At 63.4% G+C, this 13,343-nt stretch carries 10 protein-coding genes; 3 read left to right on the top strand and 7 right to left on the bottom strand.

What is annotated here, in order from left to right; translation table 11 throughout:
- Positions 1–105 precede the first annotated feature (105 nt).
- The gene (locus B0G83_RS22570; protein ID WP_105509627.1) at positions 106–2,304 is read left to right on the top strand and encodes a glycoside hydrolase family 28 protein; all 2,199 of its coding nucleotides are present in this window, start codon (positions 106–108) and stop codon (positions 2,302–2,304) included.
- 194 nt (positions 2,305–2,498) lie between these two features.
- On the opposite strand, the gene B0G83_RS22565 is transcribed toward B0G83_RS22570, so the two are convergent.
- Complete coding sequence (locus B0G83_RS22565) at positions 2,499–3,797, bottom strand: MFS transporter (protein ID WP_105509626.1); 1,299 nt, start codon at positions 3,795–3,797, stop codon at positions 2,499–2,501.
- A 28-nt stretch (positions 3,798–3,825) separates the two neighbouring features.
- Positions 3,826–4,674, bottom strand: coding sequence for an NAD(P)-dependent oxidoreductase (locus B0G83_RS22560; RefSeq protein ID WP_105509625.1), 849 nt, complete (start codon positions 4,672–4,674; stop codon positions 3,826–3,828).
- A gap of 382 nt (positions 4,675–5,056) precedes the next feature.
- Here B0G83_RS22560 and B0G83_RS22555 point away from each other — a divergent pair, with 382 nt between their 5' ends.
- Complete coding sequence (locus B0G83_RS22555; protein ID WP_105509624.1) at positions 5,057–5,611, top strand: DUF2867 domain-containing protein; 555 nt, start codon at positions 5,057–5,059, stop codon at positions 5,609–5,611.
- A 52-nt stretch (positions 5,612–5,663) separates the two neighbouring features.
- Here B0G83_RS22555 and B0G83_RS22550 read toward each other — a convergent pair whose 3' ends face one another.
- From B0G83_RS22550 to B0G83_RS22530, 5 genes are all read right to left on the bottom strand, one after another.
- Entirely contained in the window at positions 5,664–6,485 is an 822-nt protein-coding gene (locus tag B0G83_RS22550) for an alpha/beta fold hydrolase (RefSeq protein WP_105509623.1), read from the bottom strand.
- 374 nt (positions 6,486–6,859) lie between these two features.
- Positions 6,860–7,618 (bottom strand): IclR family transcriptional regulator, encoded by a 759-nt coding sequence (locus tag B0G83_RS22545; RefSeq protein ID WP_105509622.1) that lies wholly within the window; start codon positions 7,616–7,618, stop codon positions 6,860–6,862.
- Positions 7,619–7,635: 17 nt separating this feature from the next.
- The gene (locus tag B0G83_RS22540) at positions 7,636–8,802 is read right to left on the bottom strand and encodes an acyl-CoA dehydrogenase family protein (RefSeq protein ID WP_105509621.1); all 1,167 of its coding nucleotides are present in this window, start codon (positions 8,800–8,802) and stop codon (positions 7,636–7,638) included.
- 39 nt (positions 8,803–8,841) lie between these two features.
- A complete protein-coding gene (locus tag B0G83_RS22535) occupies positions 8,842–10,143 on the bottom strand; it encodes a CitMHS family transporter (RefSeq protein WP_105509620.1) in 1,302 nt (433 codons plus the stop codon).
- Positions 10,144–10,344: 201 nt separating this feature from the next.
- Positions 10,345–11,490 carry a CaiB/BaiF CoA-transferase family protein gene (locus tag B0G83_RS22530; RefSeq protein WP_105509619.1) on the bottom strand — a complete coding sequence of 382 codons (1,146 nt, stop codon included), beginning with the start codon at positions 11,488–11,490 and terminating at the stop codon, positions 10,345–10,347.
- A 411-nt stretch (positions 11,491–11,901) separates the two neighbouring features.
- Here B0G83_RS22530 and B0G83_RS22525 point away from each other — a divergent pair, with 411 nt between their 5' ends.
- Entirely contained in the window at positions 11,902–13,314 is a 1,413-nt protein-coding gene (locus tag B0G83_RS22525; RefSeq protein WP_105509618.1) for a cytochrome ubiquinol oxidase subunit I, read from the top strand.
- Positions 13,315–13,343: the final 29 nt, after the last annotated feature.

Here is a 13,343-nt window from a genome sequence, read left to right as displayed (position 1 = left end):
GCTTTTTACTACCCGAGTTTTCTTACAATTATTCAGGATCACTGATAACCAGAAAAGCGCTTCCGCCGAAGCAACGATCCTCACCCCCTCAAACATGACTAACAAATGCCCGCACAGGGCAAGGAGACATCCGTGGCCATTCACGATAAAAACAGCGGCGATCAGGACAAACTCAATTCCCCCAAGCGACGCTCCTTCCTCGTATTCGCAGGAACCTCCGCGGGCGCGGGGCTATTCGCAACCTTGCCCGGCTGCGGCGGCGGCAGCGGTTCGTTAGGCTCATCGACACCGGCGTCGAGCGCGCCGGTCGCCGCGGCGGACCCGATCTGGGGGCCGACCGGCCAGGCCACGGTCATCATCAACAAACTGGCCAGCCTCACGCCTTCGATGTTCCCATCGGTCGACTTTCAGGTGACGAGCTACGGCGCGCGCACGCTGCAGGCGTCCGCGTTGATTCAGGCCAGCGCATGGCCGGGCGGTGCGATTCCCTGGGTGAGCGGCTCGCAAGCCGCGGCATCGCCGCAAAGCCCGGGCTCGACGATCATGGTGCCGTACGACATGACGGACACGGTCTACGACTCCTACGCCGCGTTCAATGCCGCGATTCAGGCGGCGCATGCGGCAGGCGGCGGACGCGTCGTGGTGCCGGCCGGCAACTGGTATTGCGGCGGCCCGATCGTGCTGCTGAGCAACGTGAATTTCCATCTGAGCTCCGGTTGCACGATCTATTTCAGTCCGAACCCGGTCGACTACGCGAAGAACGGCCCGTACACGACGGCGAACGGCAACCTGTACTGGTCGCGCTGGCAGGCCAACGACTGCCTGAACTTCGGCGCGCCGATTTACGCGTACCAGCAGAGCAACATCGCGCTGACCGCCGACGACAACACCTGCGTACTCAACGGTCAGTCCATGACGCCGATGCAGTTGAGCACCAAGGCGCCGACGTCGTGCTGGTGGACCTTCAAAGGCACGAGCGGCGAATACGGTTACGTGAAACCGGCTTCGGGCGGCGCACCGGTTTCGCAAGCCGATGCGAACACGGGCACCACCGCCTACTCGGCCAACGGCGCCACCTACGCGGGCAACACCGCGTTGACGAGTCTGCCCGCCGCGCAGGTCACGAATCCGCAGGCCAACGTCTCGTTCACGAATCAGGACGGCACCACCACGACACTGATGACGCTGCTCACCGCGTCGGGCTGGAATCAGGATCAGAACTATTTGCCGGCTCTGTCGGAGCTCGGCGTGCCGGTGCTGAATCGCGTCTTCGGTCTCGGCCATTTTCTGCGGCCGTGCATGGTCGAGTTCATCGGCTGCACGAACGTGTTGCTGCAGAACTATCACACGCAGAACACGCCGTTCTGGCAGCATCACCCGACCGATTGCACGAACGTACTGATCGACGGCGTGTTCGCGGACAGTATCGGCCCGAACAACGACGGGTTCGATCCCGACGCGTGCAACTACGTGCTGGTGCAGAATGTCCAGTTCAATACCGGCGACGACTGCATCGCGATCAAATCCGGCAAGTGTCTCGACACGGAGTACGGGCCGATGCAGAACATCGTGGTGCAGAACTGCACGATGCAAAGCGGCCACGGCGGCCTGACGATCGGTAGCGAAATGAGCGCGGGCGTGCAGAACGTCTACGCCCGCAATCTGACCATGCAGAACGCGAACTGGGCGACCAATCCGCTGAACATCGCGCTGCGCTTCAAGACCAACATGAACCGCGGCGGCTTCATCAACAACGTGTGGATCAATGGCGTCACGCTGCCCAACGGCGTGAATCTGACCGGCAAATACGGTGGCGGTGCGCTGGGTGCTGCGTTCCCGGGTTCGGTCGCCGGTACCGGCACGGTCGGCCTCGCGGCCAATCCGTCGACGGGCCAGGGCGGCCTGATTACATTCGACTGCGATTACAGCCCCTCCGGCGATGCAGTCCGCTGGAATCCGGCGACGATCAACAACGTCAACATCTCGAACGTGAACGCGACCAACACGTCGGGTGCGGTGAGCTACGCACTGACGTCGGGCTTTACGGCGACGTCGGGCTCGTGCTTCCAGGCAATCGTCGCGCAGGGTCCGGTGGCCGCGGACTACAACGGTCCGTTGCCCATCCCCACGGTGCCGCCGATCACCGGCGTGACGATCTCGAACTGCAACCTCGGCACGCCGATCTGCACGGGACCGGCATCGGCGACCGTGCCGGGACCGCTCTTTGTCGACAACGTGAAATCCATTACGTTGAGCAACGTGGTGATCGCTGGCGTGACGTATAACGGCGCGCTGACCGGCTGACGCTGGCGCGGTCCGCGGCGTGCAGGCTGCCGCGGACCACGTGTCGTTTCGATGTGGGCGCAACGGGCGGCCTCTCGCTCAACCGATTCCGTCCGGCACTGCGGCAAAAAAATGGGACGCCTAGGCGTCCCATTTTTACCTCCCCGTTCATCGCGCTGCGTCAGGCATGCTGAACGCCGCGCGACTCCCGTCCATCACTTCGCCACGGCCCCCGCGGCCACCCAATGCGGCTCGGGCGGCGCCTTTTCGGGGCTCTTCGCCAGCAGGCACACCACCCCTGCGGCCACGATATCGAACACCGCCAGCACCACGAACAACGGGCTATAACCGATCCGCGTGACCAGCACGCCGAACAACGCCGTGAACGCGGCGGCGCCCAGGTAGCCCGCCATGCCGCCCATGCCGGTCGCGGTAGCGACTTCGTTCTTGCCGAACATATCCGACGTGATCGCGTACAGCGCACCCGACAAGGTCTGATGCGCGAACCCGCCGACGCACAGCAACGCCACCGCCGCATAAGGACTTGCCACCAGCCCCACGCACGCCGGTCCGATCATGCACAGCGCGCCGACCACGAACACCAGCTTACGCGACGTGAACAGCGAAACCTTCGCGTACTTGTGGAACAGCGGGCTGAGGTAACCGCCAAGCACGCAGCCGATATCCGCGGCGAGGAACGGCATCCACGCATACAGCGCGACTTCCTTCAGATTCATGTGACGCTCGGTCATCATGTACAGCGGAATCCACGCGTTGAAGGTCTGCCACGCCGGCTCGGACAGAATGCGCGGAATGCCGATCGCCCAGAAGTCGCGGCTGCCGAGCATCGCGAAGCGGCTGCGCTTCACGGCACCGACGTCGTCGCTATGCTTCGCTTCCTGGCCACTCAGAATGTAGTCGCGTTCCGCATCGCCCAACAGTTTCTGCTGGCGCGGATGCTTGTAAAGCGCCATCCACAGCACGCTCCACACGATCCCCGCCACGCCGACGATCACGAACGCCAACTGCCACTCGCCGTGCAACAACGCCCACACCACCAGCGGCGGCGCCAGCAGCGCGCCGATCGACGAGCCGATATTGAACCAGCCGATCGCGACCGAGCGCTCCTTGGCCGGAAACCATTCGCTGGTGGCCTTGACGCCGGCCGGAATACCAGCCGCCTCGGCAATGCCGAGCACGCCGCGGAAGAACGCCAGGCTGCGCCAGCCGGTCGACCACGCCGCCGCCGCACAGGCCAGCGACCACGCCAGCGCGAACACCGCGAAGCCGAGCTTGGTGCCGACGGTATCGAGCACGAAGCCCGCGACCGGCTGCATGAACGCATAGCAAAGTTGCCATGCGACGACCACGTTGGCGTACTGCCCGGTGGTGATGTTGAGGTCCTTCATCAACGTCGGCGCCGCAACCGAAAGCGTATTGCGCGCGAGGTAATTGATGATGAGTCCGGCCGCGACCAGGCTGACCATCCACCAGCGGATGCCCTTGATTTTCATGACTACGTCTCCTCGAATCTCTGACCGCTCAAACGGGCCGGGCTGCGGAAGCGGCCGAACCGGAACCCTCTGTGCCGGCGCCCTCGTCCTTGCGCGAATAGTCGATGCCGACGAAGCTGCCGCCCTGGAAGCGCTGACCCAACGCATCGAGCGGATTCGGACGCGCGAGAATCTCCTCGGCGAAGGCTTCGGCGTCCTGCGTCGGCTGATAGCCCAGACGCTCGGCGCCGCTGTTGTCCCACCAGCTACGGGTGTTCGCGGACACGCCCCAGATCGTCAGGAAGCCGACGTCTTCCGCGTCGACACAGCGGTCGAGAAAATGCAGCAGATCGCGATGACCGAACCAGGTGCTCAGATGGCGCGGCTCGGTCGGCCGTTCAAGGCAACTGCCTATCCGCACGCAAATGCTTTCGATACCGTGCTTGTCCCAGTACATGCGCGCCAGCGCTTCGCCCCACACCTTGCTCAGACCGTAGAACCCATCCGGGCGCAACGCGCAGTCGAGTTCGAGATGCTCGGTGACCGGATACATGCCGATCGCGTGATTCGAACTGGCGAATACGATGCGCCGCACGCCTTGCCGGCGCGCGCCTTCGTAGACTTCGACCAGGGCGCGCAGATTGTTGTCGATGATCTCGGGCAGCGGACGCTCCACGCTCGTGCCCGCGAAATGAATCAGCACATCCACGCCATCCAGCAGACGATCGACGATCGCCGGATCGCGCAGATCGCCGTGCATCACGTCCTCGCCGTCCACCAGCGGCGTGAGCGGCTTCGAGCCCGCGGCCGAGCGCAACGGCGTACCGCGCGCGACCAACGCCGCGCGCACCACGGCGCCAAGCTGGCCACCGGCGCCACTCAGGGCAATCTTCTTCATAAGGTTCCTTTACTGCGCCGCGCGCGATCTGACTGGATGACAAGCGGCGGTAGAAGCACGGCGGTTTCGCCAGCGACCATTCGCCACAGTTGTACGATAACGTACTATTAACGAATGAAGACCGGATTTCAATTAGGCATTTACCCCTATTTCATAGATCACAACAAGAATTTTAGCTTGCCAAACAAAGACATACAGTTAATCTATTTATGTGACGTCATATAACTAAATCGACGATTTGCGTAGGAAAAAGCCGGCCGCTCCAGTCGCATGTCGTTCCGGTTCAAGCCGGCGGCACACACCACGAGTAGACTGAGTGCGCTCAAGCAAGGAGCAAACGCGCCCTTTCGCGCCCGACTACTTTTCAGCGCAGCACGTCACCATGCCCAACGTCCATAGCTCTGTGCTCCCCGTTGCCCTGCCGGCGGAATCCGCTGTCAGCGGTCTGTACCACGCGCCGGACCTCGCCGACGCCTACGCGGTCCGCCTGCCGGACAACGCCATCGACGATCCGGAATTGCTCGCACGCTTTCTGTTCGAGCATCAGGCGGGTTGGGTGGGCAAGTTGACGAGTTTGCGCGATGCGATCGTCGGCCGCTTCGGACTCAAGACGACGCGGCAGTTGCGCACGGCAACCTCGCCGGGTTCGCGCGACCACATCGAATTTTTCCGGATTTATACGCGCAGCGCGCGCGAGATCATTCTCGGCGAGAACGACAGCCATCTGGATTTCCGGCTGTCCGTGCTGCAGCAAACCCGCGAGTCTGACGACGGGCGATCGCGCTATCTGATCCTCTCGACCGTCGTTCATTGCCACAATGCGCTCGGGCGTTTCTACATTCTCGCGATCGGGCCGTTTCACAAGTTAGTGGTGCGCTCTTCGCTACGCAGCGCGGCGCTTGCTGGCTGGCCGCTGGAACCGGCAAAACCCGCGTAACCAGCCAGATTGCGAGCGCGGGTTCTGCAACCCCGCGCCTGCTTCACGCCATTTACGAGTCGATAAACGCCAGCAAATCGGCATTCACCTTATCGGCCTCGACGACACACATACCGTGTTGCCCGCCTGCATACACCTTCAGCGTGGCGTTCTTCACGATCTTCGCCGTTTGCCGCCCCGCCGCGTCGATCGGCACGATCTGGTCGTCGTCGCCATGCAGCACCAGAGTGGGCACGTCGATCTTCTTCAGGTCTTCCGTGTAATCGACTTCGGAGAACTGCTTGATGCAGTCGTACAAACCTTTGATCGAGCCAGCCATGCCCTGGCGCCAGAACGAATCGATCACACCCTGCGAGACCTTCGCGTTCGGCCGGTTATAGCCGTGGAACGGCACCGCCAGATCCTTGAAAAACTGCGAGCGATCGTCCATCACGCCTTTACGGATACCGTCGAACACATCGATCGGCAGGCCGATGGGATTGGCTTCCGTCTTCAGCATCAGCGGCGGCACCGCGCCGATCAGCACGGCCTTCGCGACCCGCTGCGTGCCATGCCGGCCGATGTAGTGCGCCACTTCCCCACCGCCGGTCGAATGGCCGACGAGCGTGGCGTCCTGCAGGTCGAGATGCTCGATCAGCGCCGCGAGGTCGTCGGCGTACGTATCCATGTCGTTGCCGTCCCACGGTTGCGCCGAACGGCCATGACCGCGACGGTCGTGCGCGATCACGCGGAAGCCTTTGCTACCGAGAAACAGCATCTGCGCGTCCCACGCGTCCGCCGTCAACGGCCAGCCGTGCGAGAACACGACCGGGCGGCCCTTGCCCCAATCTTTGTAGAAAATGTCGGTACCGTCTTTCGTCCTGATCGTGCTCATCTGCTGACTCCTTGGGTTGAAGTCTGCCGTTGCCGGCAGGGGGATGAAGCGTGCTCGTTCAAACCGTTCGCGCGACACGCGGACACGTTGCCCTTACCGGCAACGTCTGCCCCGCGCCCTACAGTTCTATGACGGATTCGCGAAGCGCCGATGAAGCTCACCAGCGCCTCGGCATGACTATTCGAAGCGAATAACGGGAATGGATAATGGAATCGCCACGGCGTCACGCTCATGAATTCGGGAGCGTGCGCTCCCCTGAGGAACGCTGCCGTTTGGCTGCTTGCATGGTAGAGGCAAACGGGCGCATTGACTACCGCGCGGACCGGCAGAAAGTCGGTTCGGGTGGCGTTATTGTCGGTTGAAGACGAACCGGGCTAGGCCTGGGGTTCCGGCTGCTCCGAGTCCTGCGCTTCGATCGCCTGTTTCACGCGCATCAATTCCGTGGCGTGGGCGTTCTGATCTTTCTGGATGCGCTCGGTCGGCCCCACCACCGAGAGCCCGTACAAGTCGCCGCCGATCGTTACCGCCACGGCCACCGCCGACAACTCCGGCGCGCTTTCGCCGAGATTGGCGCACCAACCTCGCGCTTTGGCCGCGGCGGCCTGCGCAACGAGCGCGGGCAGATCGGCGACCGTCGCGGCGGTGAAGTGCTCGAACGACAGTCGCGCACCGAGCGCCTGCTGCGCCGCCGCGTCCAGTTCGCCGAAAATCGCCTTGCCGATCGAGTTCGCATGCAAGGGCCGCAGCTCGCCGGGCGCGCGCGTATAGCGGATCGCCCTGGTGGATTCCACCACGTCGAGATACACCACCGCCGCGCCGTGAATCTTGCCGAGCACGGCGGTCTCGCCGCTCACGTCGCGCAATTGGACCAGCCGCGGATGCAGCATTTCGACGATCGGGTCGACCGCGTTGATTGCGCTTGCAAGCATCTGCAGACGCCGGGTCGGATAATAGCCGCCGCGTTTTCTGACTTCGTAAAGATAGCCGCGACTCACCAGCGTGCGAGCCAGCGCGAGGCAGCTCGACATCGGCACGTTCAGCAAACGCGCCAGCTCGGTGAGCGGCAGCGGCCTTTGCTCGGCGGCAAACAGTTCGAACAGGTCCAGCGTGCGGGCAACGAGTTTGACGTCCATGGCGGTGGGGAGAGACTTCAATACGACTTCGGCAGGCCCAGTACTTTCTCCGCGATGAAACATAGAATCATCTGCGGGCTCACGGGCGCGAGCCTCGGAATCATACACTCCCGCAGATAACGTTCGACGTGATATTCCTTCGCATAACCCATCCCGCCGAGCGTGGCGATCGCCGTCTGACACGACTGGAACGCGGCTTCGGCGGCGAGGTATTTGGCGGCGTTGGCTTCGGCGCCGCACGGCCGATCCGCGTCGTACAAAGCGGCGGCTTTGAACACCATCAGATTGGCGGCTTCGAGTTGCATCCATGCCTGCGCGAGCGGATGCTGGATCCCCTGGTTCTGGCCGATCGGCCGGCCGAATACCACACGCTCCTTCGCATATTGCGTGGCGCGCTTCAACGCGGCCTGGCCCAGGCCGATCGCTTCGGCGGCGATCAGAATCCGCTCCGGGTTCAGACCGTGCAGCAGATAGCGAAAGCCCGCGCCTTCGTCGCCGATACGGTCTTCCACCGGCACCCGCAGATTGTCGATGAACAGCATGTTCGAATCGACCGCCTTGCGGCCCATCTTCTCGATCTCGCGCACTTCCACGCGTTCACGATCCAGATCCGTATAGAACAGCGTGAGGCCGTCGGTCGGTTTCGCACATAGCGCAAGCGGCGTGGTGCGCGCGATGATCAGCATCTTGTTCGCCACCTGTGCGGTCGAGATCCAGATCTTGCGGCCGGTGAGCACGTAGTGGTCGCCGTCGCGCACGGCCTGGGTTTTCAGATGCGTGGTGTCGAGACCGGCGTCCGGTTCGGTGACCGCGAAGCAGGCCTTGTCGCGGCCGTCGATCAGCGGCGGCAGGAAGCGCCGTTTCTGCGCGTCGTTGCCGAACACCTGCACCGGGTTCAGCCCGAAGATATTCATGTGCACCGCCGACGCCCCCGACAAACCCGCGCCCGAGCCGCTGATGGTGCGCATCATCAGCGCCGCCTCGGTCATGCCGAGGCCCGAGCCGCCGTACTCCGGCGACATCGCGATGCCGAGCCAGCCCGCGTCGGCCAGCGTGCGATGAAAGTCGTGCGGGAAGCCGCCGTCGCGATCGCGCGCGAGCCAGTACTCGTCATCGTATTTTTCGCAGAGCTTTTCGATCGCGGCCTGGATCGATAGCTGGTCTTCGGTGAGATCGAAATTCATATCAACGTCCTGTGGAAAGCCCTTTTAAAAGCAACCGGCTCAAAGCGGAAACACGCCGACCAGCACCGCGGTAAAAACCATGATGACCGTGGCGGCGAAGAGAAAGGGAATAGTGAATTTCTGGTGCTCGGCGAGTTCGACACCGGTCAGGCCGACGATCAGAAACGTCGCCGGCGTGAGCGGACTGACCGGAAAACCGGTGGTCATCTGGCCGAGCAAGGCGGCCTGCGCCATCTGCACCGGCGGCACGCCGAGCAACTTGCCGCTCTCGGCGAGCACCGGCAGGATGCCGAAATAGAACGAGTCCGGATCGAACAGCAGACTGAGCGGCATCGACACGAGCCCGAGCACGAACGGCATATGGCGCGCGTGTTCGACCGGCACGTGCTGCACGAGCACCTGCGCCATCGCGGTGAGCATGCCGGTGCCGGACATGATGCCGGTGAACGCGCCCGCCGCGAGCAGCACGCTGGCCATCATCAGCGCGGCCTTGGCATGCGCGTCGATGCGCTCGCGCTGCTGCCTGACATCCGGATAATTAATGATGAGCGCGGCCACCGTGCCGAGCATGAACATCACCATCGGATCGACCATGCCCGACACCAGCGTGACCAGCACGAACAGCGTCAGCGCGAGGTTGATCCAGAAGCGGCCCGGACGGCGCAACCCCTGTTCTTCGGCGCTCAGTTCACGCGGCGTCACCGCCACGGCGGCGGCGCTCGCGCGGTCGAGCCCAAGGCGTTTTTCCTCGCGTTTGCCGAGCCAGTATGCGGTGCCGAATACGAACGCCAGGCCGACGATCTGCACCGGCAGCATCGGATAAAAAATCACCGTGCCGGGAATATGCAGGGCGGCCGACGCGCGCAGCATCGGACCCACCCATGGCAGAAAATTCACCCCCGCCGCCATCGAGGCCACGCACGCCAGAATCCGCTTGTCGATGCCAAGCCGCGTGTAAAGCGGCAGCATCGCGGGCAGCGTGACGAGAAACGTCACGGCGCCGGAACCGTCGAGGTGAATCAGCAGCGCGAGCAACGCGGAGCCCATCACGATCCGTGTGGGATGACAGCCGACCACCCGTAACACACCGTTGATGATCGGATCGAGCATGCCCGCATCGGTCAGTATCCCGAAGAACAGAATCGCGAACACGAACATGCCGGCCACCGGCCCGATGTTCTGCACGCCGTGCACGATGTATTTGCCGGTCGAAAGCCCGAAGCCGGCCGCGAGCGCCGCCACGACCGGCACGACGATCAACGCGACGAGCGGCGACAGACGCTTCGTGATGATGAGACCGAACAGCGCGACGATCGCAACGGTGCCGATCAGCGCGAGCATGACACGGCTCCTCGCGCACGGATCGCGCTGGCAATCGCGATCGGATAGGCGTTAAAAACCGACGGCGAGCGCCGTCCTGCGCGATTCGTGCACATGCTGTCTCCTTGGCGGCACGCGGCCGCTCTTTATGGTTGCGACGGGAATAGCTTCAGATAAGGCGCCGAATAAGCGCGAGTGGAAAACGCGTGTGAGGGCGCGCCGTCAATCGTCAGCGGACTGTTTGCCGAACACCTGCTCAGCGTGTTCGTTCAACCCGGGCGGCGTACTGCGATAAGTGGCCGGCGTGCGGCTCAGCTTGACCGGCGACGCGATGCCGCGGTACGAGCCCATCTCCACCCGCATCGCCCGATGCGCGGTGTGCGGATGCTCCAGCGCCGCGCCGAGTCCGAGCACCGGCGCACACGGCACGCCGCGCCGGATCAGCGTCTCGGCGAGCAACTCCCCTTCCCACGCCGCGAAACGCTGCTCCAACTCCGCACGCAATTCACGCCGATGCGCGCTGCGCTCGCGGTTGCTGGCAAAACGCGAATCGTCGACCAGCACCTGGGCATCGATCACCGCACACAGTCCCGCGAATTGCGCGTTATTGCCCACCGCCAGAAAGATGTCGACGCTGCCCGTATGGAACATGTCGTACGGCGTGATGTTCGGATGCGCGTTGCCGGTACGCTGCGGCTCCTTGCCCGAGTAGAACCAGTTCGGCGTATGCGGATGCAGGATCGACAGCGCGCTGTCGAACAAGGTCGATTCGACGAACTGCCCCTGCCCGCTCGTCTCGCGTTCGCGTAGCGCCATCAGAATGCCGAGCGCCGCATTCAGCCCCGTGACGAGATCGACGATCGGCACACCGACGCGCAACGGCGCGCCGCCCGCCTCGCCGTTCACGCTCATCAGACCGGTCAGCGCCTGGACCGCCGCGTCGTAACCCGGCAGCGCACCGAGCGGACCGTCGGCGCCGAAGCCGGACACCCGGCAATGCACGAGCCGCGGAAAGCGCGCGCGCAACGTGTCGTCACCGAGTCCCCAACGCTCCAGCGTGCCGATCTTGAAGTTCTCGACCAGCACGTCGGCGGCGTCGAGTAACTGCAGCAGCTTGTCGCGCTCGCCGGGCTGGCGCAGATCGAGCGCCACGCCCAGCTTGTTGCGATTCACGCCGATGAAATACGACGCCGTGTCGCCGTCGAACGGCGGCCCCCAGGTGCGCGTTTCGTCGCCGTCCGGCGGCTCGACCTTGATGACCTCGGCGCCGTGGTCGGCGAGGATCTGCGTGCAGTACGGACCGCCCAGCACGCGTGACAGATCGATAACGCGAAGTCCCGCGAGCGAACCCGGCGTGAGATTGAGCAAGGCTTGTCTCCTGAATGAGCGCTAAAGCGCTTAGTGTTAAATTCCTGTGCGTGAATAAAACTTTATGCTCAGGAATTATCCAAGTCAAGCCGGTTGCGGGGAAACACCTGGACACGCCTGCTGCAACCCGCCGCCGGGTCCGTCGGGTGCTGCGGCGCGGTCGATTGCCGCAGTTCCGTGGCGGTGCGTCAAAACGCGCCCCTTAACGCACTCATGAAAATTTGATACTTATCAACAACTTGCTGTCTCAAAATTGAACGCCGCCGTAAAACAAGGTGGTTTTTTGACGCATGTCGCATCGCAGCACGAAATCTGCCGATCCCCTACGCTTCGCCCATCTGCCCAGCAGTGCGCACCGACAACGGTCGACGCGCGTAGTCCGCCTCCGCGGGCCTCACGCCCTTCACGCTCATGAACTCCGCAATATCGGCATTCGATCTCGCCCGCATCCAGTTTGCGTTCACCGTCTCGTTTCACATCGTCTTCCCGGCGCTCAGCATCGGCCTCGCCAGCTTCATCGCCGTGCTCGAATGGCGCTGGCTCAAAACCGGCAAGGCGTACTACAAAGATCTTTGCCTGTTCTGGTCGAAGATCTTCGCAGTCGCCTTCGGTATGGGCGTCGTCTCCGGCGTGGTGATGAGTTATCAGTTCGGCACCAACTGGTCGGGCTTCTCCAGTTTCGCCGGCCCCGTCACCGGCCCGCTGCTGATGTACGAAGTGATGACGGCGTTCTTCCTCGAAGCGGGCTTCCTCGGCATCATGCTGTTCGGCTGGCAGCGCGTGAGTCCGCGCGCCCACTTCGGCGCCACGCTGATGGTGGCGGTCGGCACGCTGATCTCGACGTTCTGGATTCTCGCCTCCAATAGCTGGATGCAAACGCCGCAAGGCTTCGAAGTCGTCGACGGCCGCGTCGTGCCGCTCGACTGGTTCAAGATCATTTTCAATCCGTCGTTTCCGTACCGGCTCGCGCATATGGCGCTCGCCGCATTCATCGTCGCCGGGCTGGTGGTGGCGGCCGTGGGTGCGTGGCACCTGTTGCGCGGACGGCGCGATCCGGCCGTCAAGAAGATGTTCTCGATGGCGCTGTGGCTGCTGCTGATCCTCACACCGATCCAGGCAGTGGTCGGCGATCAGCATGGCTTGAATACGCGCAAGTATCAGCCGGCCAAGATCGCGGCGATCGAAGGTCTGTGGGAAACCGAAAAAGGCGGCACGCCGCTGAACCTGTTCGGCATTCCCGACATGCAGGCCGAAACCACCCGCTATGCGGTGTCGATTCCGCATCTGGGCAGCCTGATTCTCACGCATAGCTGGGACGGCGAAATTCGCGGCCTCAAGGAATTCCCGCCGCAAGACCGGCCGAACTCGACGGTGGTGTTCTGGAGCTTCCGGATCATGGCCGGCCTCGGCACGCTGATGATCCTGATGTCGATCGCCGCGTGGGTGCTGCGTCGCCGTGAACGCCTGTTCGAGTCGAAGTGGTTCCAGCGCTTCGTGCTCGCGATGGGCCCGACCGGCTTCATTTCGCTGCTCGCCGGCTGGGTCACCACCGAAGCCGGACGTCAACCGTGGGTCGTGTACGGCGTGATGCGCACGTCGCAGGCCGTATCGCCGTTGACCACCCAGCAGGTCGGCATTTCGCTGATGACCTTCGTGGTCGTCTACTTCCTGGTGTTCGGCACCGGCGTCTACTACATGCTCAAGCTGATGCGCTCGGGTCCGGCGCTGCCGGGCCAGACGCCGAACGGCGTGCCGCATCCCACGCCGAACCAGACCGCGCGCCGCCCGCTCTCCGCCGCCGATCAGATGATCGACGCCGCCTGAGCCCGACCTTCACGCATCACTTGCCACAC

It is taken from the genome of Paraburkholderia sp. BL21I4N1, from assembly GCF_002973525.1.
Classification (GTDB): Bacteria; Pseudomonadota; Gammaproteobacteria; order Burkholderiales; family Burkholderiaceae; genus Paraburkholderia.
Note: the sequence above shows the minus strand (reverse complement) of the source record. Positions and strands in the feature narration are given on the sequence as shown.